Here is a 21,673-nt window from a genome sequence, read left to right as displayed (position 1 = left end):
GGCCGAAATTGGTCGACGCCAGTCCACAACCCGATAATATACGGCAGCATGACGGCCTAAACAGGCTCTTCAACGAAAACCATTTCGTCCGCCATTGCGGACACCAACCATTCTTCCCCATCAGAGCCTGCGGGGGACGGGGGTTACATGACGTTTGAAGACTATGAACGTGAATTTTATGAGCTCTATGCCGAATTTGCCGAAACCCTCGCATCGATACTCGAAAAGGCGATCGACGCGAGCGATGGACCGCGGCCGCAGTCCATCCAGCACCGCGCAAAGTCTCCGAAGAGCCTGAAGGATCGCCTCGCGGAGAGCGGCAAACTGGATTCTGACACTATCGAAAACGACCGCCGCGACCTCGCCGGCGTTCGGCTGATTTTCTACACAAATACAGACGTCAATCGGTTTCTGAATGCGCGCGTGATCTTCGAGAACTTCGAGATCGAGCGCGGCGCTACCCGAGTTCACCATCCGACCAATGAGAATGAGAAGCGGCGTTACCGTGCCATTCATTACACCACCCGCTTGAAAGACGATCGCGCCAAGCTGCCCGAATACGCAAAATTCCGGGGAATGAGATGCGAGATTCAGGTTCAAACAATCTTGAATCATGCATGGTCCGAAACCTCTCACGATATTGCTTATAAGCACAGGCCACGGGCCGGCTTCGGCACTAAAGCAATGGAGACGATCAACAATCGCTTCAATCGCATCATGGATAAATATCTGCTTCCGGCAGGTTACGAATTCCAGCGCGTTCAGCATGATTACGAGCGCCTTCAACAAGGCAAGGAGCTCTTCGATCAGGACATTCTCGCTGCGATTCAAGCAGCCTCAGACAACAACGAACGTTTCGAACTCCTGACGTCGTTGAAGGATCACGTGCTACCAAATTACGATGACGTGCCCGCGGTTTATCACGACCTGATCGATCCGTTGCTGTCAGTCGTGTCAAAGGCACGGACCACGGCCCCGCAATCGATCCAAACCACCTTCGGTGAACTGGAAGGCAAGACGGCGGCGGATGTCACGAAAGCCGTCGTCGACATATTCGATCTGCTTCGTTACGTCGATATCGAGCGCACTTTTCATGCGTTGTGCCGACTCTTTCGTGACGAGCCCGACGAGCAGATTCGCAAGGCCATCCTGGATGCCGTCATGCGGCTAGCGGAGTATGACATTGAGGTGTGGGAGCAAGCGGGAGCGGCTGTCCAGTCAATTCTGGTGGATGCCGCCGAGACCCTCGACGGCGAAGCCCAGGACGTGGTTCGCCCCATCATCATCGCCGTGTACGAGGCCGCACTGAAATCCGACATAAACGGCACAACCTGGAAAGCAAATGCTGTCACCCTGAGCAGCGCGTCATTGCCGGCGTTGCCCGACGTGAAGACGATCCGCGATAAGGCCATCACGGGCCTTTTCAATCTGTTCAAGCGCTCCACATCCGAGACCCAGCGTCGTGAAGTGATATCGGCCCTTCGAGAGGCAACCAGACCATCGTCCCGGGTACAATGCTCCAACGATCTGCTCGCGCTGACGATGGCGGATGCACGTCGGATCGTGGAGTTCTTCAAAGACGGTGTGGCGGCTCTGTCCTATGAATTGCGAGAGTCGATGGAGTACAACTATCTGTTCGACTATCATCGGGCGCGCGAAATCGCGGAGAATAAGCAAGACAGATTTGGATGCCGCGACGTCGCCAAAGCCTTGATCGTGGCGATCCGACAGTTCCGAGACCGCATCAACGCCGATCAGACCTATGTGCGCTACAAGATGCTCGTCGGATTTGAAACTGTGCTGCCGGAGCATTGGGACGACGAAGATCGCGACTACCAGAAGGTCAAGGCATTTCGCACCGGGCAGTCAGAGCGGTTCGTCCGGGATATCTCACCAGACAATGAAGCCGAATGGTTCCTTTTCATCGAGCGTTGCGCGTCAACCAAGTCAGGCGACGGAGCCACGTTTCCGATCTTCAGAAAGTTTCTGACGAACCTTGCGCGAGCCAAGCCCGAGACTGTGAAACGGAGGTTGGTTCACGCAAGCGATGACCTTCTCTCTTTCTTGCCCGCAATTCTGAGCGGTTTTTTTCAAGGATCCGCAGGCATTTGGCAGGAGTGTGTCAACGGATATCTGGCGGAGGGCACGAATCTAGCGTCGATTGCGCTACATTGGCGGGAATTGAAGCCGCCGCGACCGGACATGATCAAAGCGGTCTTAGACCGCGCGATAGCGAGCGCCGACGATATTGCCGTTATTCAATGCGTTCTGTTTGCAATCGAAGCCGGTCCAGGAGACAGCGTTCCCGCGAACGACCAGTTCTTTACGCCGGCCATCTCGTACCTGACGGCGCGGAAAGACGCACGTTGGACCCAGGGCGCTTGGTTCGCAGATCATGCGCTGTCATTCTTTGAGGCGTTGACGCGGGACGAGGCCAAGCTGCTGCTGGACAACCTCGTCGAGGTGCCTAGGATCGAGTATCAGGTCGAACGGATGCTGTCGCAAATTGCCCGCCGTTATATGCCGCTTGTCTTCGACTACTTCGGCCAGCGACTCGGTCGGCGAACGGAACGACGGGCAAAGAACCGGTACGAGGCTCTTCCATATCGGTTTCATGGGCTGGAGCAGGAGTTATCGAAAGATCCCAAGCTGGCCGTCACAACGGTGCGCCGCTGGTATGGAGAAGACCGCATACTATTCCGTTTCAACGGCGGGCGCCTTCTGAGTGCCGCGTTCTCTCACTTCCAGCCCGAATTGTCTGACGAGATTTGTAGCCTTGTCACCACCGGAACTGAGACTGACGCTGACTTCGTCCTGGCTGTGATGGAGAACTATCATGGCGAGCCGGCGACCCATGAGGTTTTCAAACGCATCATTGCGAAATATCCCGAGGATCAAGCCAGAATGTCGATTGTCAAATCGAGTTTCGACAGCACCGGGATCGTGACCGGAGAATTTGGTTTCGCTGAAGCCATGCGTGGCAAGAAGGTCCTCATTGAACCCTGGCTCACAGACCCGCGACCCGAGGTGCAGGCGTTTGCTCGCGAACATATTCGTAGCCTTGATACCCGTATCGCAGATGAACTGCGGCGCGCCGAACAGGAAAAGATGCTGAGAGAGCTTCAATACGATGATGGTGACGAAAGCTGAGCGGCAATTCCATCGCAGGATCTTCGAGGTCAACATCGATGGTTTGATTGCCGGCAAGTGGTGATGACGAGGACAAACTGGAAAAGGCCGACGCGAAAAAGGAGCAGTCCTTCGATGGTTTCGCGCTCGTGTACGTAAAGGCGAGCGGTGATTTTCGTTTTATTGAAATAAACCTTCGTTACTCAAGAACTGATGATACTTGGTCCATTTTATCACCAGTTCACATAAGCCGTTTACTTTATTGCATAATTTATTCGATCGCTTCTACTAGGCTGTTGGAGCTTATTATAAAAAAGCATTCAGTGAATTTTCATAATGGGCCGCGCCGCCTTTACAGGAAAATTTCATGCCTTAAGTTTGAACGGCAATATGACGGTCGTAGCGACACGCGAAACAAATAATGTTTACTTTGCTTTTTTCGGCAACCCAGTTGGCTATTGAGAAGCCGACTGTGGTCAGCCTGCGGTTAACTTTTGGGCCGACCGGTCGCCTCAATCCTCGAGATGGCTTTTCACGAATCATAGATTTTATGCCCTCGGATAAACCAATAACCGATCACTTCGAATTGCCAGAAGATTATAAGTCCGTTGATCTCGGCATCTCAATCTCTACAAAGTCGACGTCCTTTGAGGATCATCATGGCCTTATAGCCTTGCACTTAGGCAGAGACGACACGTTGGTTGTCACAGCAGTTGCACCTAATCTCTTGTTGGCAAATATTTTGCACAATAGGAGATACGGAGACGACGGCTGCGAAGTCCGTTGCGCCGATGGCAAGGCCTCGCAGGGATGCATCACCCGACACTTACTGATGTCAGCCTGAGCAACGAGGAATTCACGCGCGAACATCGTTGCGCCTGCCAACCGGCAAGAATGAGAGCCGAGGGATGCATGGCCGCTTGGGGAAGCTCCTCAAAACAACAGCATGAAACGAGCTAGCGAAGGACTGATCGAATTAACCGCGTCTAGCGTTTGGCTTTGGTAATCTCAGAGGGACTATTCGGCGAAGGTTGAACGGAGTCTCAAAAATGTGTGAAGAACGACTTACCGCGTCGACAAAGTTTCTTCCCGAAACTGTGACGCACCTTGTCACCAACTTCGCGGAAGTTTATGGGGCCGAATACGCCGATATCAGACAGGCACCGCGCGCGACTAGGTCGCCTAGCGCTCAGGACGGCATGATCGGGTTGGCTCTTTCCGGCGGAGGAATCCGTTCTGCTTCGTTCTGCCTAGGTGTCTTGCAAGCTCTCAATGCCGAAGGCGTCCTGAAGAAGTTCAACTATCTTTCGACTGTGTCGGGCGGCGGCTACATTGGGACTTCAATGACAGTCTCGATGTCTGCAGCCGAGATCGAAGAGCGGGAGAAAGCACCGGCGTCCGCCAAGGAGCCAGAAGCTAACGACCGGGCAGCTTGGAGATTTCCGTTTGGCAAGACCGGAGAGGAGATCGGAGAGACCGACGAGACACGGCATTTGAGAGATCGCTCGAGATATCTGCTGCAAAATGGAATCGCCTCCGCTTTATCCGCTCTGGTGATTTACCTTCGCGGAATCGCAATGAATGTGCTCATTGTGTTTCCATTCCTGCTTTTGGCTGCCGCATTTCTCGCACTCTGCAAACCGGATACACACGCGCTCGTCAGCCCTCCTTCATGGCTGTCGTGGCTGCCCAAGGGCGTACTTGAAAGTGGATGGCCGCTGACGATTTGCGCGAGCGGAGCATTTGCCGTTTTCCTGATAGTCTATGCGGTTGCGGTATCAATCGTGCCCATACTTCGCAAATCTGTCCGTCAAAATATTGCGAAGGGAGCAACGATCGTTCTTCTGCTCTGTATAGTCCCCGTTCTGCTCGAAATTCATTTTGCTCTTCTGCGGCTTATGTTCAAGCCGGAGCACTCGGGCATGTTGTCAAACGCCGCGGGTCCTACTGCCGGACCTACCACTTGGTTCTCTGATGTTCCTCGGCTCGTGGGACTCATAACGCCGGTGGTAATTGCCGTGATGCCATTCCTAAAGCGTATATCGGAGAAAGCTGTCAAAGCGGCAACAACATCGCTTTCAGACGCGATATCAAAATGGACGAGCAGAATTGTTATAATCGTTATCGCGGCAGCCGTTCCGCTTGTTTTATGGCTTGTCACCCTTCAGCTTGCCTACTGGGCAATCGGTATCAGTTCGTGCGAAACGCAGGGTCCTGCTGTTTGCAATGAGGCTTGGGGCAGTATTTCGTGGGACCAATCGCCTCCGGTCCTCATTTGGCTTTTTCAGCGGGTAAGCACATTTGTCCCTGTCTACGGCGCGAGTGCTGCCTATGCGATGCTAGCCGTCCTTCAACTGTGCCTATGGCCGCTTTTCAACGTCAATTCTAACTCCCTCCATCAACTCTACCGAGATAGATTGGGGAGCGCCTTTCTTTTTCGAAGACGCGGCGGAGATGGCCTGCTGGAGGAAGCAGATAGATTTCCACTCTCTCAGTTCGTGTCAGAGGCCTCGCCTTATCATCTGATCAATGTCGCCTTGAATGTTCCCGGATCGAGCTTTGCCAATCGCAGAGGCAGAAACGCCGATTTCTTTCTGTTCAGCAAACGGTTTGTCGGCAGCGAACTGACCGGATATGTCGATACCAGACTGGCCGAGGCCGCCATGGATGGGCTGAACGCCGGCACCGCGATGGCCATATCGGGCGCGGCAGCTGCTCCGAACATGGGCATGGCCTCAATGCGCCCTCTTTCCGCGACGATCGCACTGCTCAACGTAAGGCTCGGGCGTTGGATGCGGCACCCTTATGACATCGTAAAGTACGCAACAACAAGCGAGCTTTCGCAATGGTGGCGCGGCCGCCCCGGCCCCATGCGTCTTCTGAGTGAGGCATTCTTCAAGTCGGGAGCGGACGTTGCGGAGCTGAACAAAAACGGGGGGAAGGATGCCGGTTTTGTGTTCCTCACCGATGGCGGTCACATAGAGAACCTTGGAGTGTACGAATTGTTGCGCCGGCGCTGCTCAGTGATCGTGGCGGTCGAAGCGGAGGCGGATCCAAACTACGATTTTTTGTCCCTTGTCCAGCTTGAGCGTTTCGCCCGCATCGATCTCGGTACGCGCATAGTGCTCAACTGGCAGCCGATCAGCGAGCAGTCACGCTTGGTGTCGAAGAGCCTTGCCGAGGGTAAAAGGTCGTCGCAGGCAGGCCCGCACGTGGCCATCGGCCTCATCGATTACCCTCCCTCGGTGCAGGGCGGGCCTAGGGAGGAAGGAGTGTTCGTCTATATCAAGTCATCGATGAGCGGCGACGAGAATGACTACATCTTCGATTACAAAAGAAGAAATCCGGATTTTCCCCAAGAGTCGACGATGGAGCAACTTTTTTCTGAAGAGCAACTGGAGGCCTACAGGGCGTTGGGCGAGCACATTGCCCGGCGATTTTGCCGCGGCGAGGATGATGTTAGTCTCGTGCCTACGCATGCGCAATTTCTTACAAAACATGCGAGACAAATTTTTCCTAGTATGCGGTCCGCGCCGGAGGGTGAAGGAGGGAGCACAGCTTGATCGCTCATTGGCATCACAGCCGGTTCCGGTGTTCGACTGATAATGGTTTTTCACGAAACCGATGAGATCAAATCCCATATGCCCTGTTCGATCACCCGCGACTAGGTATATTTCCGCATCCTGATAGATAGATCAGGAGCAAGATCGTGTCTCTCGGAAAGCAAGCCAAATCCCTAACGAAAGCACAAGTCGAAGCAGTTCTGGGCCACCTCGCAAAGACCCGCCACCCGATCCGCAACCGGCTGATCTTCCTGCTCTCGATACGAGCAGGACTTCGGGCTCGTGAGATCGCTCTCTTGACATGGAGCATGGTCACCGATGCCGAGGGCAAGATCGGTCACACCATCGCGCTACAAGACGAGGTGAGCAAGGGACGGTCTGGGCGAGTCGTCCCGATTCATTCTCAACTTCGGGCAGCCCTCATCGAGTGGCACGACATACAGCATCCGGTTTCAAATTCCCGCATCATCCGCACCGAACGTTCGAAACAGACCTCTCCTCAGGCAATCGTGAATATGTTTGCACGATGGTACGAGCAGATCGGCTTTGACGGCTGCTCAAGTCACAGCGGACGACGTACGTTCATCACCAATGCAGCGAGAAAGATTTCGCTCGTGGGTGGATCGCTTAGGGACGTGCAGATGCTGGCTGGGCATACGAGCCTGCGCGTCACCCAGCGATACATCGATACCGATCAAGACGCCCAGCGGAAGATCGTTGAAATGATTTGATTCGCCGGCTGGTGGCATCGAAGTGGTCCGCAGCAAACACGCTCTCGACCATTAGAGCTATGGACTCTTTGCCCTCAGAAGTTGTAGGAATGCATATTCATGAGCAAATTGAGGGGGCTCTATGGCTGAGAAATCAAAAATTGTACTTTCACTTGGTGCTGCACTCGCATCGCTTACTGGATTTTCGGTTCATGGGACCGAGGCGAAAGCTCTGGTGACCACCGACGTCACCGGGGCCAGAGCCGAGGATCCCGCGATCAAGCCTCCGGCAAATGCTCACTATCAGGTGGGGGAAGATCTTCTAGGATTCGTAATGACGAAGCAGGCCGATGGTACCATCGTTGCAGGGCATAGTTCCCACGCCTCGCATGCGTCACATGCGTCCCATGCCTCCAGCCGCTAAGCTTCCAGAGGGGTCGCCGGTCGAGGTAGCTGTTGATTTCGATTCAAGCATTCAAAACCTCAATGCTTTGGATGCGGCAGCCTATCGTCTGATCGGAACGGCGACCTGCCAGATAGAGCACGAGGGTGACCGCTATGTTTGTCGGTTGGTTTCTTGTACCACGCAAAAGAGAGCCGTGCTCAGTTCGGACGAGCTGAAGGAGCGTTTTCTAAATCTTGTCACCGACGAAAACTTGCGGTGCCGCGTCGCTGAAAAAACTGAAGGCGTTCGGAACGTCATTCTTGCTCTTGCCTTCGGAGCGCTGGCTGCTAATCAAAATGATGCCGGATAAGGTCAAGCCGGACGAACATGGCACGGTTTTTATCTCCTGAGGCTTTCAGTGCGGCAACAGAAGATCTTTCGTTGCTACCACTCAATTTTGAGCGCACCGGCACCAACCAGTATCTAGTCGCCAACCTGGTCGGCGACTTCACCCGCCTGACTGGCGAAGAACTGGACAGGCTGATCGACCTTCAGGTTCGACCAGGCGACGGCCTCTATGAAAAGGCCTACGCGGCTCATCTGATCACGGGAACAAACCAGAAGGCGCAACGCCAGCTCTTGGCGGCTCGGCTTAGAAGCCGGATGTCGTTCCTGCAGCAGGTGACCCCGCTGCATATTTTTGTCGTAACGCTACGTTGCGAGCATTCTTGCCCGTACTGCCAGGTTTCGCGCCAAAGCACCGATCGCTCGCGCTTCGATATGAGCGAAGAAACGGCGATGCGAGCCTTGGACATTGCTTTCGCCAGCCCCGCAGCACGGATCAAGATCGAGTTTCAGGGTGGTGAGCCGCTTCTCAATTATTCGCTGATCAAAACGATTGTCGCCGCTGCGAAGCAACGGTCCGGCAAGAAGCTCGACTTCGTCATCGCCTCAAATTTGGCCTTGTTGGACGACGCCGTTCTAGATTTTTGCAAAGAGAACAACGTCCTGCTGTCAACCTCCCTCGACGGTCCAGCCGATCTGCACAACAAGAACCGTCCCCGACCCGGTGCAAACAGTCACGAACTAGCTGTTGCTGGAATCCGACGCGCCAAGGAGATTCTAGGTCCCGACAGGGTCGGGGCGCTGATGACTACCACGGAGGCGAGCCTCGACCGCGTCGATGAGATCATCGACGAATATCTCCAACTGGGGCTTGATGGCATCTTCCTGCGGCCGCTTTCTCCGTTCGGATTTGCGATCAAAACGAAGCAGTTCGCCAAGTACGACGGACAGAAGTGGCTTGCGTTCTACGAGCGAGGATTGCGCCGGGTTCTGAAGATCAACCGACAGGGTACCTCGTTCCGGGAGTTTTATGCGGCGTTGCTTCTCACACGGATGCTTTCGGATCGCCCGATTGGTTACGTAGATTTGCGGAGCCCAGCCGGCGCTGGCCTTGGCGCGTTAGTCTACAATTATGACGGCAGTGTTTTCGCTTCGGATGAAGGCAGGATGCTTGCCGAGACCGGTGACGATGCTTTCCGGCTTGGTCACGTCGAATACGACAGTTACAACTCGCTCATCCTGTCGGACAAGCTAATTGGCGCGATTTCATCGTCGCTGACCCAGTGTGCGCCCGAATGTTCGACGTGCGTATTTGAAAGCCACTGCGGGGCGGACCCTGTCTATCATCATGCCACACAGGGAGATGCGCTGGGAATCAAGCCTCTGTCGGCGTTTTGCGCCCGGCAAAAAGGCATCATAAGCCTGCTGTTGGATATTCTGGAGAATTCTCCGGAAGATGCCGCCATATTGCGACGCTGGGCCGTCGCATGACCCTTCCTCTTTATGGCACCGCTTCCCAGAGCGTTGGATTTTCCTTTGACGAAGTGCGATCGGTCCTTAGGCTCCGGGCGGTCGACAGTGCCGCCGAACGTCATGTGGCGGATTTCGCACTCGCCAGAACGCCAGACGAAATCCGGCGCGCGATAGAAGCCGAGTGGCCGTCCATCTTTCTCGTCTCCGTCGGCGCGATCCACGTTCCCGGCACGTTCACGGGACGGTTAATCGCGGTACCGCCGAAATATGATTATCTCGCGGATGGTGACGTCATCGGATTCGATCATGCGTCGCGGAAATTCCGGGCGCTGTATCGCCGGAATTCCGCGCACAACTCGTTTTTGGTCACGGAACGGTGCAACAATTATTGCCTGATGTGCTCGCAGCCACCGAAAGACGTCGATGACCGATGGATCCTCAGCGAGATAAAGGAAAGCCTTCCCCTCATTGACCCGGCAACCCGAGCCCTGACGTTCACTGGAGGAGAGACGTTGTCGGATTGGGAGGACTTCATTGCTCTCCTGAAGGAATTCCGCGATGGGCTCCCTACGACTGCGATCCAAGTGCTGACGAACGGCCGGGCATTCGCGAACTCGCACATCGTGGACGCGTGGAAGGACATCGCTCATCCCAGTTTAATAGCGGCGATCCCACTCTATGCGTCGGTCGATCATATCCATGATCACGTCGTGCAAGCCAAGGGCGCATTCGATGAAACGATCCTAGGCATTCTGAAACTTAAAGACCGACGTCAACGGGTTGAAATCCGGGTAGTACTTCACGCTTTGACGGTTCCGATGATCACGCAGACATGCCGCTGGATTGCTCGCAATCTTCCGTTTGTTGATCATGTAGCTTTGATGGGATTAGAAAACACAGGCTTTGCTATCGCAAATGAAGCCTTACTCTGGGTCGATCCAATGGATTATCGAGATAGCTTAGCGGAAGGCGTGGACCGCCTAAATGCCGCAGGCGTCAAAGTATCGGTTTACAATCTGCCACGCTGCGTGCTCAGGCGCTCAATATGGCCGTTTGCGGTTCAATCAATATCTGATTGGAAGAATGGCTACGTTACGCAATGTAACCTTTGCTCAGAAAAACCTCGCTGCAGCGGATTTTTTACCTCAGGCCGTCCTCGGCAAAGTCGTGGGATTGTGCCGATCTATTGAGTGATGTCCAAATGAGATTATTGTCCCTTTTGGTTCTTTCTCATGTCCTATTTGCTTTCCTAGCCGAGCCAGTGGGTGCAGACGAAACGAGAAGGCTTCAGTGCTCCCGCCGGGACCCGCCGAATTCGGAGGTTTATCGTCTTATCCAATACATCGGGAACGATCAAAAATTTGTGGCTAGCTGGGGAAAAGAATTCGGAAAAGGACAATTTGCATCGTGCGGTTTCACAGATGGCCAAAAATATCTACTGACTGACATGAATTTGTACCTCGATAAGTCGGCCATCATCGATAGGAGTGTCGTGGTCTATCGAGGTGTCGGAAACCATTGCTCAGAAGGAAAATTGCTGATTTTCAATGATCGCACAAATACGGTGATGATTTTGAACATCCATAATTTCACCACGGAGAAATATGAGTGTGTCAACCTCTAATGAGGGTCTCTTTAGCCGCTACTATTCTTTTCTCCGTAACGCAGTCATCTGCACAAGCTTATTTTAGTTGCAGAGACGAAAAGAGCGTCACCGTTTGCCAGCCTGTAGATGATCTGGTCACGAGCAGTCCGAAGGACCGGTTAAGACAGTCACGACTATTATTCGGAGCGAACAACTGTTTGGCTGGAGAGATACTTGCCTCAGGCCAGTCTAATCGGACCGCGTCACCTTATGCTGGCGAAATTCATCTCGTCGTTCAGTATGAGTGCCAAATCGGCGCCGGCCAATCGGACACCGGGAAGAAGCAGCGAACTAAAGAGACAGTTATTTCCAGGTACGAATTTTCGTGCGCACTTAGGGAGTACAAACACTTTGCCAGCGGGTTCGACTACTTCAATGATGGCAGCCGCAGCGTCACCCCTGAAGGCTGCCAAGGACGCAGTGTAGGTTCGCCCTAAGGTGGCTGGAGATACTTGCCGCCCTCGCGATTACCGGATTGGCTCTTTCACTGACCGTTAGGGATTGAGCGGAAGTGAATTTACCGGCTTGGATTCGTTCTTTAAGAACAAAGAAGAGTCATGGCCGGAACAGGGAACCCCTCTGCCGATGAAATCTTTGTCCTGCAAAGGAGAGCGGCTATGGAAATCAGAGAGAAGATGGAAGTCATCGGCGCCGATGGGGTTCACGTCGGTACAGTTGATAAGGTTGAGGGCAACCGTATCAAGCTGACCAAGAAGGACAGCGGACAGGGTTCGCACAAGGGTCATCATCATTTCATTGATAAGGGCCTTGTCGCCGGAGTTGAGGGCAACAAGGTGAGGTTGTCGGCAAATGCCGATGTTGCGGTAACGATGGAAGAAGAACAGAAGCCCTCCTAAGAGGGCGACAGTATCGGCTCGTCTCGACGATCGGGGAGGCTAGCCTCGCCGCTACGGCCCAATAGATGGCGCAACTTAGAAGCGGCTTTCTTGAGGATGGTGGCAAGCTTCCACCACCAGCTTCCTCGCTTAGACATGCCACCGTACTCATCATGAAGACGGGGAGATTATTGCAAAGTCATCTGGGTTTGCGCCGTAGGTGGCTTCGAACGACTTCTTCGCCCACTCGACGAGCGCCTCGTTCGACGGTTTTCCTGTCATCCATGCGAAATCGTATTTGAACGGGCCATCGCGGAGAATCCACTGTAGCGTCAGGTCGTAGAGGATCAACGAACCGAAGAAGCGATCGAGCATGTCCTTTCTGCCCTCGGGGTCTTTTCCGGGCAGATCACGTGGGAATATCTGCTCCGTATCGGCTCGATCAGAAAACAACGAAAGGTGATCTTTGAAAAGCCCTTGGTACTTTGGTCGGGCACGATCGCCAGCGCCATAGTAGCCGGGCCAGCAAAAGAACTCGGGCTGACGCAATTTATCTCGTGAGAAGGCGAGAAATTCGGCAAACACCACCTGCGTCGGAAGGTTAAGCGGCTGATAATTGAATGTTTCCCTGTCCTTGAGTAGTTTGACGCCGCCTGCGTCATTGGTGGCGATCCAATCCAATGCTTCGAGGCCAAGTCTTGGGTCGTCATAACCCGTCTCATCGGCAAGCTCGGACGACACGGTCCAATATTCTTCGGCCGAGCATTCCTGGATTGCCTCCCGAAGATGTGGCCGTTTGGCAACCGCTTCCGATAGCAACGTGAAACGGGCCCCGGGATCGAGGTCGACGATCAGATTTTCGAAGTGCTCAACGTCAAGCGGCAGCCCCCGATATGAGTTCAGGGCCATGTCGCAGACGAGCAAAAACAGATTCACGACGGGATCGGTCACGTCGGCCGGCCTGTCGATTCCCGCTAATTCGGCGAAAGCATTGAATGCGGAGATATAGACGCCTTCGAAAAAGCCTTGATCCTGGTAGCTCGTCCAATCCGTTGGACCATCCGTAGCGACAAGGAATTGAATCTGGGCCATTCGCGCCTGGCCCTCAAGAATATCCAAAAGACCTATTCGTGCACGCCGGATCGGAGAGCCGTGATAAAAGCCCTCGTGTTCGCAGCACGCAATGCCTCGTAGCGCGGTTCCCAAGTCGTTATATCGGGCAAGCTACCTTCCGCGAGCCCACATGTTTCAGAGATGGCGCTTATTGTCGTGCCGTAGGCAACAAAATACGAGTGACCGACACTCTCAAAATACCTGTTCTGCCAGAGCTGGTCCGCTCGGGACGGCCAAACTTGGAACTGTTTGTAAAAATCGATGTCGAACGCATTGTTTACTGCGATATTCGCAGTCTGAAGCGTCACCGGGTCGCTCGCGATTTCTCCCTTCAGCGCCTGCTCGGCCCAATGGAAAAGCGGCTTCTTCGGACCGATGCCTTGCAACACAGTCCGGAGCTGGTCAATGTTGCAGGTGCATTGGGTCGGATAGCAGAGACTAAGAACTATGCCGGTTGTCGTGCCGACGTGCTGCCACCAATGAATCGTTTCGTGCAGATAGGTTGAATATGCGCGAATGAGATCCGCGTGATCGTAGCCGTCAGTCTCCCCCCGCGTCAGCGCATCCACCAATTCATGCACCCGGGGACTGAGTCGCAGAACGAACTGCTCGGTCGCATAAACGCCGTGTGCGTTGAGTGTCGCGCCAAGCTTCAATTTGGTGGGTGAAATATCCCGCAGCGTCTCCAGCGCTGGATCGAAATTCCAGATCTTACTCATATGCTTTGCTTAACCGCTTCCCACTAAGTGGTCGATCCGAGGGACTACAGAATGCCAGAGATGTTGAGAGCGTCTGGCGTTTTACCATCTCGGACAAAATTAGATACGGGTGAAGCCGAAGTTCTCCAGATTTGCCCGAAGAGTTCTTCTTCCTGAGCGCGAACTTCCGGATTCGATCCCCGCTATCCGATACAGATGCGTCAGCAGTCGTGCCAATCCCCCAGTCGTCATCGCGCCTCCTCGTTGAGAGCGAATGACCGGTGTAGCGTTGTCCATGTGACGATTGCGCAGACTAGACTCAAAGTGGTTGGCGAGAGCTGATCGCAATCTAGTCGACGCGATGGGTAGCAGTCGTTCGTCGCGTGACGATGTTGTTCGTAAGCTTTCTGCCACACTGCCGTTTCCATCGTAGATGTCTGCCACACACAGTCTTGAGATCTCGGAGGCGCGAAGGCCTAAGTCGAAGGAAAGCAAGAGTGCGACTTGGAGACGATGTGACGAACGGTCGATCCGCCGAGCGACCTGCAGGACTTTTAAAGCTTGAGCGGAATCCAGAATTGCGGCGGAGCCTCCAGAATCCCTCGGCCGTCCTCTGGGTCGTTTGCTCATGTCCACCGCTATAAACCGAAGGCCTGATGGGTACAGGGCCGCCTTCGATTTATTTTGATCGGAAAAAATCGAGTTTCCATCCAGGAAATTTTGTGGGATGAATTGAGGTATGTATAATCGCCACCAAACAAATTCTTATTAAGAATTAGGCTGTTAGGTCAGTGTACTGGCGGAGAGGGAGGGATTCGAACCCCCGATAGGCTTGCACCTATGCCGCATTTCGAGTGCGGTGCATTCGACCACTCTGCCACCTCTCCAGGGGCCGCCCGGGCGGACGGGGCCGCGTTTAGCGCGTTTTCAGGCGAAGTGGAAACGGGTTCGCGCGAAGAACGCGCGCATTGATACATTGCCGCGGGATCAAATGCAAAATCGAACCGGCGGCGAGGTTCGCCATGGAAGCCGCGGAAAAACTGAGGCCATCGGTGCCTCGTTGTGGCCGAGTGGTGGGACCGCCGGACGCGATAATAACCGGCGGTCCCGTGCCGCGTCATTAAATCGTGGCCGGAAGTGCGGCTTCGCGGACCACCTGCGCGACCATCCGACCGTAGCGGTCTTTGCGCAACCGGCAACGCGATCCGGATTTTAACCTCACCAATCAAGGTTACTTTGTTGTGAAAGGAGATCAGTGTTGTGAAAGGAGATCAGTCCTTGGCTTTCCTGTCTTTCTTATCTTTGTCCTTTCCGTCCTCGAGATTCTTTTCTTTCTTGTTCTCTTTCCTGCGATTGGTGTAGCGCGCGTTGCCAAGGCCGGTACCGATGGTCAATACGCCCCAGCGTTTGACATCCTGCATGTAGGGCGTTTCGCTCAGACCTTGCACCACGCCGTCGTTATGCATGAGCACGGTAGTGTCGTGACCGCCGATCTCCGGAATGGCCTCGATCAGCAAACCCGGCAGGTTGAACCTGCTGCTCTCCCAGTTCCCCGGAAGATTCTGCGCGCCTTTCTCGATCGATCCGTCCTCCTCGATTACGCCCGGACAGGAAATGCCGATGAAAGGCGCGAGCTTTAGCCCCTGTTTTTCCGCCTGCGAAATGAGGTCCTTCAGCATCTTCGCAAGTCTCTTCACCGCGCTCTCGCGGGTCGGCTCGTCGTCGGCATGGCGCCACAGCTCGGACTTCCACACCCCGGCCTTGGACAGGTCGGCAGCCTTCTTCCATTTCGTTTCAACCACTCCGCAGCGGATGTTTGTCCCGCCGATATCAACCGCCAGAATGCTGTCGAACGCCTCGAAGATCCAGGAGGGCGCCAGATGCAGGCAGCCGATCAGCCCGGCTTCGTCGGGATCGAAGCGAATCGGAATCAGGTGGATTTTGTGACCCTCGCTTTTCAGCAACAGGTCGGCGCGAGCGATCGCGATCTCGCCGACACGGCTTTTGCGAAAGCCGCCGCCGACCACGATGCATTCGGTGTCAGTCCAAGCCTTGGTCTTGAGGAAGCGCCCGGTCACATAGGCCAGTTCCTGCGCGAATTCCTCGATCGCGCCGTGCACCAGCGCCGCAGCCTCGATGTCATCGCCGACCAGCGTCTGATCGAGCGATCCTTTGCCGATCTCGGCGGAGGGGGTCTTGCCGAGAGGATCGTCGCCGTTTTTCTTCAGCGGTTTGCGCAGGTCGTCGAGAATTTTCCGGAAAGCCCCCCTACAGGCGCGGTCACCGAGAAAACCCTCCTCGTCCTTTAACTCGATGTTGTAGCTGTCGACGTCCACGGATGGCAGCCGCAGAACACCGTGCTTGCCGATGCCTGCGGTGCTTGCATTGCCTTCGGCCATTGCGCCCCTGCTGTTGTTGGTATTCCCGGAACACAACGGCGTGGGAACCGGATGGTTGCAACGGCCCGGTCAAATCGTCGCAGCGCCGTCCGCTCGGCGCGGCCGATTCCACGGGTACATCGATCGAATCCCACTGGAATCAGCGGGCTATGCACCCCCAACGCAGCGCGCCGCCCGGCCGGACAATCGGAGCATTGACCTTCCAGTTAACACCCGCGATACCGCTGTCTGGCGCCGCGAAAGGTTTGATGCTTACGTTCGGCGCAGACTGCAAGCCATTATTCAGACCCAGTTTTTCACGCCGCGTCGTTTCCGACCTATCAGGGCAATTCATTGTGGGATTTTCTTACCGGAGCTGCTTGCTCGTAGCCGCCTGCACATTCGGATTCGCCGGTTCAGCTCTTGCAGCCGATCTCGCCGGCACCTGGCAAGGCAATTATTCATGCGGCGCAAACCGCAACATTGCCTTCACGCTCGACCTGCAACGGTCGGACACCAAATTCGAAGGCATTTTCCGTTTCGCTGCGCCGGAAGCGCGCGACAAAGGCGGCGCTTACAAAGTCAGCGGCAGCATCGATGCCAAGGGCGGGTTTACTTTCGTGCCGCGCGACTGGATCGAACGCCCTAGCGGCTACACCGCGGTCGGACTGGTCGGACGCCTGCGTGACAATGGCCTGATGATCGAAGGCACTATGCCGGGCTGCGGCGGCATTGGCGACAATTTTACCGCCACGCGCAACACCCCCGCGGCGCCATCGGGTAATGCCGCGGCCGCGAATACGCCCGTCACCAAACCTCAACCGCCCAGCGGCGGCAAGCTTCAGGGACAATGGCGAGGCACCATAACGTGCACCGCGAAGCGGCGCGAACCCGAGACGCACGACGCGCAGGCCGACATCGTTCAGGACGGCGACCAACTGGCTGCGATATTTCGATTTAAAACACTGAACAAGGCACGCCCCGGCGTTGCCGAGACCGCCGAACAGATCGTCGTTACCACCGGTCACGCAGACGGCAGCCAGGTGAAATTTGACGCCGGTTTGGTAGTCGAGGGAAATCCGCGGTTTTCTTTCAAGATTGACGACGCGCTGCTCGATCCATCGGGCAAACAGCTGGCCGGCAACGTGACGGCGTCCGACTGTCAACAGATCAAGCTTGAACGACACGGCGAGAGCAAGCCCATCGCGTTCAACGCCAACGTGGCTGGTGTCTGGACCTACGCCGGCCGCAGCCATACCGACCTGACGATGTCGTTTAGCAACGATGACTTCGCCGAATTGTTCGCCTCCATGCCCGACGATCAACCGCCCGCCGCGCGCGACCGGCTGCGGCGCGTGCTGGTGCCGCTTTACGTCAACGATCATCGGACCATTCTCATGGTGGCCGGAACTCGTGAGGCCACCGGAATATTTAGGCCCGAAGGTAGCGGTCCGCAGTATAATGTGCTGTCGCGGGCGCGCGCTTTCATTATATCGACCGTCGGTGACAACCTGTCTCTCGTGCCGGTGTTGAGCACGCGGGATATCTGGGAAGCGCCTGGGGGCGATGCACGGACCTCGCTGCGCAAGCCGCCCAATGAAATGCTGCTGACGCGTGCCGACCCAACCTTGCAGAAACAACTCGACGCGGGGCGAACGCCACCGGTCAAGCTGGCGGATGGCATCGGTGGGCTGCTTGCCGCCGCGCCCTCGCGCCAAGATCAATGCACGGTGTTGCGAAACTGGATCGCGCCATTTGCCGCCAGCACCGACCTCAATCGCATGAGTCTCGATGCCGGCACACGCGTGATCATGGATGCCTTCGCCAATAAAGCATTCGTGCCGGTGTTCGGCCTGCCGTTTGCGGACATGCAGGAGGCGCAACGGCGTTCGATCTGGGAGTTGATGCAAACCCATTGCATCCGCGCCATGAAAATCCAGGCGCTCAACAATCTGGTGATTACTAACCCGTTCTTGAATGAGCGCCACTTCGTCGACATCGCGTCGCTGTTGTCCAACCGCGCCGAGGCGGACAAGTGGTTCGACGAAATGGTCCAGACCGTCGGCCAGCTGCCGCTGGAGCGTCCGGCGCTGGAACGGATTGCCGCGATCGGCAAGGAGGCGGTGAGCCGCTACAACGACGTCGCACCGGCGAGGAAAGCTGCGTTCGAGGACAGCCTCAAGACCAAAACCAATCAGGTGCTTGAGAGCGTTCTCAATCAGGATCTGAAGTCGCTGATCGCCGCCGACGATAGTCTCGCAACATTGAGCAAGCTGTCGGACTTGCTCGGCACCATCGAGAAGTCGTCGCTGCCGCAAGAACGACGGCAAGTTCTTGTGCAGCAAGCGGCGCCGAAGGCGAATGCGATTGCGCAGCCGCTTTACGTCAGGGCGGTCGCTCAGGCCGAGGCAGCACCGCAATCGCTCGATGGACTCGCCGCCATCCGGCGCATCTGGGCCGAACTTGCGCCGGTGTCGCGCATGATGGCGGCGCATTTCACGCCGGACCGTGACGGCTCGTTGCGCGCCGTGTCGGCGCGCGAGCGCACTCTGTTGGACGACACCGCGATCCAGCAGGCGTTCCGGACAGCGATGCTGGCGGTCAAACCGGCGGGCGATCCGGAGACCAGCGTGCGGAACGAAGCGTTGAAATATGTCGACGCCCGGACCATCGACGACGGACCGGGCGCGATCGGGGCTTATCAGACCGCCGTCAACGACGGCGTCGCGCGCGCGGAAATGCGGCTGATCGATTTCAGCGAGGGCAGCGCCCTGGCCGAGCCTGGCGAGCCGACCGCGGAAGACATCTTCCTGCTGGTCAACCAACGGCTGACCAAGGCCAATCAAGCAATTCGCGATCTTGAGCGGCAATGCCTCTCCGGCGGCTACCGCAACGATCCGGTCCTCGGCATCGAGTGCCTGCAAATCCTGGCGCTGACCGGCGGCAAGGGCGGCATGCGGGTGCGCCTGACTGCCTTCAAGAAAATCAGTTGCGCCAAGGATGCCGGTCAGGGCCGCTATCGCTGCCTGTTCTCGGTCTCTCATACCAGCAACAGTCCGGCGATCACCGGGCGGATGGGGCAGCTTTTCTCGGCGCCCGGCGTACAAGACAGTCTCTTCATCCGCAACACCGACGGCTGGACAATGGTCAGCGGAGGCCGCGGTTCCCGATGAGCGAAACTTGGTGCAGCAATAGCGCCGCGCGTCGGATCGCACCGATCCGGTCGCGCCAGAACGTAACAATGAAGCGGCCGACAATGAAGCAGTCAGTGACGATGCGAACTCACGTCGGCACCATGGCGAGCCTGACCTTGGCAATCTTGCTTGCCGCCCCCTCGCACGGAGTCGCGAAACAGCTCGTGCCGGCGCAATTTCAGGGTGTCTGGCAGAACATGGAAGGCAAGACCGGCGTCTGCAAACAGGCCGATTGGGGCACCGCCGCGCAGACCGATACGCATATCCGCATCAGTCCGGAATCCGTCGATTATCACGAAACGCAGTGCCGTTACACGTCGATCCCGGCCTCGAAGGCTGATAGCGGCAGCGGTGCGATCCGGCTGACTCTCGCCTGTCGCGGCGAAGGCGAGACGTGGTCGGCGACCGAAATCTGGCAACTGCAAAAGATCAACGAGCAGTCCATGTTGCTGGTCGCCTCACCGAACAGCAAGCACCCGTACATTTTCGCTTATCAGCAGTGCGTCGCGGCCGGCAATAGTACGGCGCCGTCCGGCAGCGGCGCGTCGTCGCCCGCGAACGCCCCGCCGGCCAAGTCGATTGCCGTCGCCAGCCTGCCCTTGCAGCGCGGATATTATGTCGCCAGCGGCACCTCCTGCGATCAGGCATCCAATGCCACGCTGCAATTGCTTCGCCGCGGCGCCATCGGCGCGGCCCGTACGCTCTGCGAATTCAAGGCGATCGAGCAGACCGGCCCGACCAGCTACCGCGTGCGGGAATCCTGCAGCGAACTCGGCAGCACGACCGCCGCCACGGAGACTGTCAGCTACGAGATCGCAAACGACCGCAGCTTCACGACCCGACGCGCAGACGGCGCCGACTATAACGCCCGCTATTGCGTCCAATCCAGTCTTCCAAGCCCTTGGCGCGATAACGATATTCGCGGGCTCATCAAATAGGCGGCCGTCAGGCCAGCGCGCCGCCGCTCTAGCAGGCCAGAATGGCCGAAAATCCGCCAAATCCGGCATTTTCGCCGGCATTTGCCGGGCGGTTGCCTTGACTCCCTTCGCTGGGCCACTATAAAGCCGCCAACCGGCGCAGGGTGTTTCCCGCGCCGCTTGTTTTTGCGCGGCCGGCAGGCCTTCGCCCCGAGCGCGCGGAAACGATATTAGCCCATGCGACTGAACAAAAAGCCGGCCCGGACCTGTCCGAGGCCGGGATCGAACACGAAGGAATAAAACGATGTTCGCAGTCATCAAAACCGGCGGCCGGCAGTATCGTGTCGTTCCGGATGATGTACTTGAGATTGGCAAGATCGCCGGCGAGGTCGGGACGATCGTGCAGCTTGGCGAGGTTCTGGTGCTGGGCGGCGACACGCCGGTGCTTGGCGCGCCCACCGTGGCAGGCGCCTCGGTTGCGGCGGAGGTGCTGCAGCACAAGCGCGGTCCCAAGGTGATCGCATTCAAGAAGCGTCGTCGGAAGCATTCGAAGCGCAAGCGTGGTTATCGCGACGAAATCACGATGCTGCGCATCACCGAGATTCTGGCTGACGGCAAGGCTCCGACAATCGGGCCGCGCCCGAAGAAGGAAAAGGTCGTCAAGCCTGCCGAAGGCGAGGGTAGCGACGAGGCGCCGAAGGCCGCGACGAAAAAAGCCGATTCTAAAAAGACATCCGCCAAGAAAGCTGCTGCCGAGGCTCCGGCAAAGGAGGCTCCAGCAAAAAAGGCTCCGGCTAAGAAGCCCGCTGCCAAGAAGGCGAAATCCGACGATTAAGAGCAATTAAAAATCTCCGTGAGAGAAAATGAATGATTCTGTCACGGAAATGATCTAGAGATACGGACGAAGTTGGAGACGGGCGATGGCTCACAAAAAGGCAGGCGGTTCTTCGCGGAATGGACGCGATTCGCACGGCAAACGCCTTGGAATCAAGGCGTTCGGCGGCGAGCGCGTGATTCCCGGTAACATCATCGCCCGCCAGAGGGGGACCACCTGGCATCCCGGCCTTAATGTTGGCATGGGCACTGACCATACCCTGTTCGCCAAGGTCGAAGGTCGCGTCGCGTTTCGCGTAAAAGCCGGCGGCCGCACTTTCGTATCGGTCCTCCCGATGACGGAAGTCGCAGCCGAATAGACGGTGGATGACATCACGTCCGCCGGTACCTGTTGAACCGGTGGGGCATTGATGGCTCCAAGGGGGAGGCGGGAAACCGGCCTCCTTTTTTATT

16 protein-coding genes and 1 tRNA gene are annotated in these 21,673 nt (G+C 56.4%); 13 read left to right on the top strand and 4 right to left on the bottom strand.

Annotation, left to right across the window (positions count from 1 at the left end):
- Nucleotides 1-147 precede the first annotated feature (147 nt).
- From AC1RT6_RS08045 to AC1RT6_RS08005, 9 genes are all read left to right on the top strand, one after another.
- Nucleotides 148-3,150: a GTP pyrophosphokinase gene (locus AC1RT6_RS08045; protein WP_493029413.1), complete on the top strand. Its 3,003-nt coding sequence runs from the start codon at nucleotides 148-150 to the stop codon at nucleotides 3,148-3,150.
- A gap of 400 nt (nucleotides 3,151-3,550) precedes the next feature.
- Nucleotides 3,551-3,973, top strand: a complete 423-nt coding sequence (locus AC1RT6_RS08040) for a hypothetical protein (protein ID WP_472791240.1) — start codon at nucleotides 3,551-3,553, stop codon at nucleotides 3,971-3,973.
- Nucleotides 3,974-4,328: 355 nt separating this feature from the next.
- Nucleotides 4,329-6,692: a patatin-like phospholipase family protein gene (locus AC1RT6_RS08035; RefSeq protein ID WP_493029411.1), complete on the top strand. Its 2,364-nt coding sequence runs from the start codon at nucleotides 4,329-4,331 to the stop codon at nucleotides 6,690-6,692.
- Nucleotides 6,693-6,838: 146 nt separating this feature from the next.
- Complete coding sequence (locus AC1RT6_RS08030) at nucleotides 6,839-7,423, top strand: tyrosine-type recombinase/integrase (protein ID WP_472791242.1); 585 nt, start codon at nucleotides 6,839-6,841, stop codon at nucleotides 7,421-7,423.
- 121 nt (nucleotides 7,424-7,544) lie between these two features.
- The gene (gene hxsA2, locus AC1RT6_RS08025) at nucleotides 7,545-7,826 is read left to right on the top strand and encodes a His-Xaa-Ser repeat protein HxsA2 (RefSeq protein ID WP_472791243.1); all 282 of its coding nucleotides are present in this window, start codon (nucleotides 7,545-7,547) and stop codon (nucleotides 7,824-7,826) included.
- Nucleotides 7,810-8,157 carry a hypothetical protein gene (locus tag AC1RT6_RS08020; protein ID WP_472791244.1) on the top strand — a complete coding sequence of 116 codons (348 nt, stop codon included), beginning with the start codon at nucleotides 7,810-7,812 and terminating at the stop codon, nucleotides 8,155-8,157. The genes hxsA2 and AC1RT6_RS08020 overlap by 17 nt, the downstream gene beginning before the upstream one ends.
- Nucleotides 8,158-8,228: 71 nt before the next feature.
- Nucleotides 8,229-9,623, top strand: a complete 1,395-nt coding sequence (gene hxsB, locus AC1RT6_RS08015) for a His-Xaa-Ser system radical SAM maturase HxsB (RefSeq protein WP_472791245.1) — start codon at nucleotides 8,229-8,231, stop codon at nucleotides 9,621-9,623.
- Complete coding sequence (gene hxsC / locus AC1RT6_RS08010) at nucleotides 9,527-10,795, top strand: His-Xaa-Ser system radical SAM maturase HxsC (RefSeq protein ID WP_472791246.1); 1,269 nt, start codon at nucleotides 9,527-9,529, stop codon at nucleotides 10,793-10,795. The genes hxsB and hxsC overlap by 97 nt, the downstream gene beginning before the upstream one ends.
- A gap of 1,072 nt (nucleotides 10,796-11,867) precedes the next feature.
- The gene (locus AC1RT6_RS08005; RefSeq protein ID WP_472791499.1) at nucleotides 11,868-12,107 is read left to right on the top strand and encodes a DUF2171 domain-containing protein; all 240 of its coding nucleotides are present in this window, start codon (nucleotides 11,868-11,870) and stop codon (nucleotides 12,105-12,107) included.
- Nucleotides 12,108-12,257: 150 nt separating this feature from the next.
- Here the strand turns inward: AC1RT6_RS08005 and AC1RT6_RS08000 are convergent, their stop codons facing one another.
- The 4 genes from AC1RT6_RS08000 to AC1RT6_RS07985 all read right to left on the bottom strand — a co-directional run bounded on the left by AC1RT6_RS08000 (nucleotide 12,258) and on the right by AC1RT6_RS07985 (nucleotide 16,296).
- A complete protein-coding gene (locus AC1RT6_RS08000) occupies nucleotides 12,258-13,178 on the bottom strand; it encodes a hypothetical protein (RefSeq protein ID WP_472791247.1) in 921 nt (306 codons plus the stop codon).
- A gap of 32 nt (nucleotides 13,179-13,210) precedes the next feature.
- The gene (locus AC1RT6_RS07995; RefSeq protein WP_472791248.1) at nucleotides 13,211-13,918 is read right to left on the bottom strand and encodes a hypothetical protein; all 708 of its coding nucleotides are present in this window, start codon (nucleotides 13,916-13,918) and stop codon (nucleotides 13,211-13,213) included.
- Nucleotides 13,919-14,694: 776 nt separating this feature from the next.
- Nucleotides 14,695-14,784 (bottom strand) — tRNA-Ser (locus AC1RT6_RS07990).
- Between the two features lie 384 nt (nucleotides 14,785-15,168).
- Nucleotides 15,169-16,296: an ROK family protein gene (locus tag AC1RT6_RS07985; protein WP_079445554.1), complete on the bottom strand. Its 1,128-nt coding sequence runs from the start codon at nucleotides 16,294-16,296 to the stop codon at nucleotides 15,169-15,171.
- Between the two features lie 359 nt (nucleotides 16,297-16,655).
- On the opposite strand from AC1RT6_RS07985, the gene AC1RT6_RS07980 reads away from it, so the two are divergent.
- From AC1RT6_RS07980 to rpmA, 4 genes are all read left to right on the top strand, one after another.
- Nucleotides 16,656-19,448, top strand: coding sequence for a hypothetical protein (locus AC1RT6_RS07980; RefSeq protein WP_472791249.1), 2,793 nt, complete (start codon nucleotides 16,656-16,658; stop codon nucleotides 19,446-19,448).
- Between the two features lie 101 nt (nucleotides 19,449-19,549).
- A complete protein-coding gene (locus AC1RT6_RS07975) occupies nucleotides 19,550-20,407 on the top strand; it encodes a hypothetical protein (protein ID WP_139372817.1) in 858 nt (285 codons plus the stop codon).
- Between the two features lie 283 nt (nucleotides 20,408-20,690).
- Complete coding sequence (rplU, locus tag AC1RT6_RS07970; RefSeq protein WP_079445557.1) at nucleotides 20,691-21,221, top strand: 50S ribosomal protein L21; 531 nt, start codon at nucleotides 20,691-20,693, stop codon at nucleotides 21,219-21,221.
- A gap of 85 nt (nucleotides 21,222-21,306) precedes the next feature.
- On the top strand, nucleotides 21,307-21,579 hold the full coding sequence (rpmA, locus tag AC1RT6_RS07965; protein ID WP_079445558.1) for a 50S ribosomal protein L27: 273 nt from the start codon (nucleotides 21,307-21,309) through the stop codon (nucleotides 21,577-21,579).
- Nucleotides 21,580-21,673 lie beyond the last annotated feature (94 nt).

It is taken from the genome of Nitrobacter sp. MLSD-S21 (genome assembly GCF_058809865.1).
Note: the sequence above shows the minus strand (reverse complement) of the source record. Positions and strands in the feature narration are given on the sequence as shown.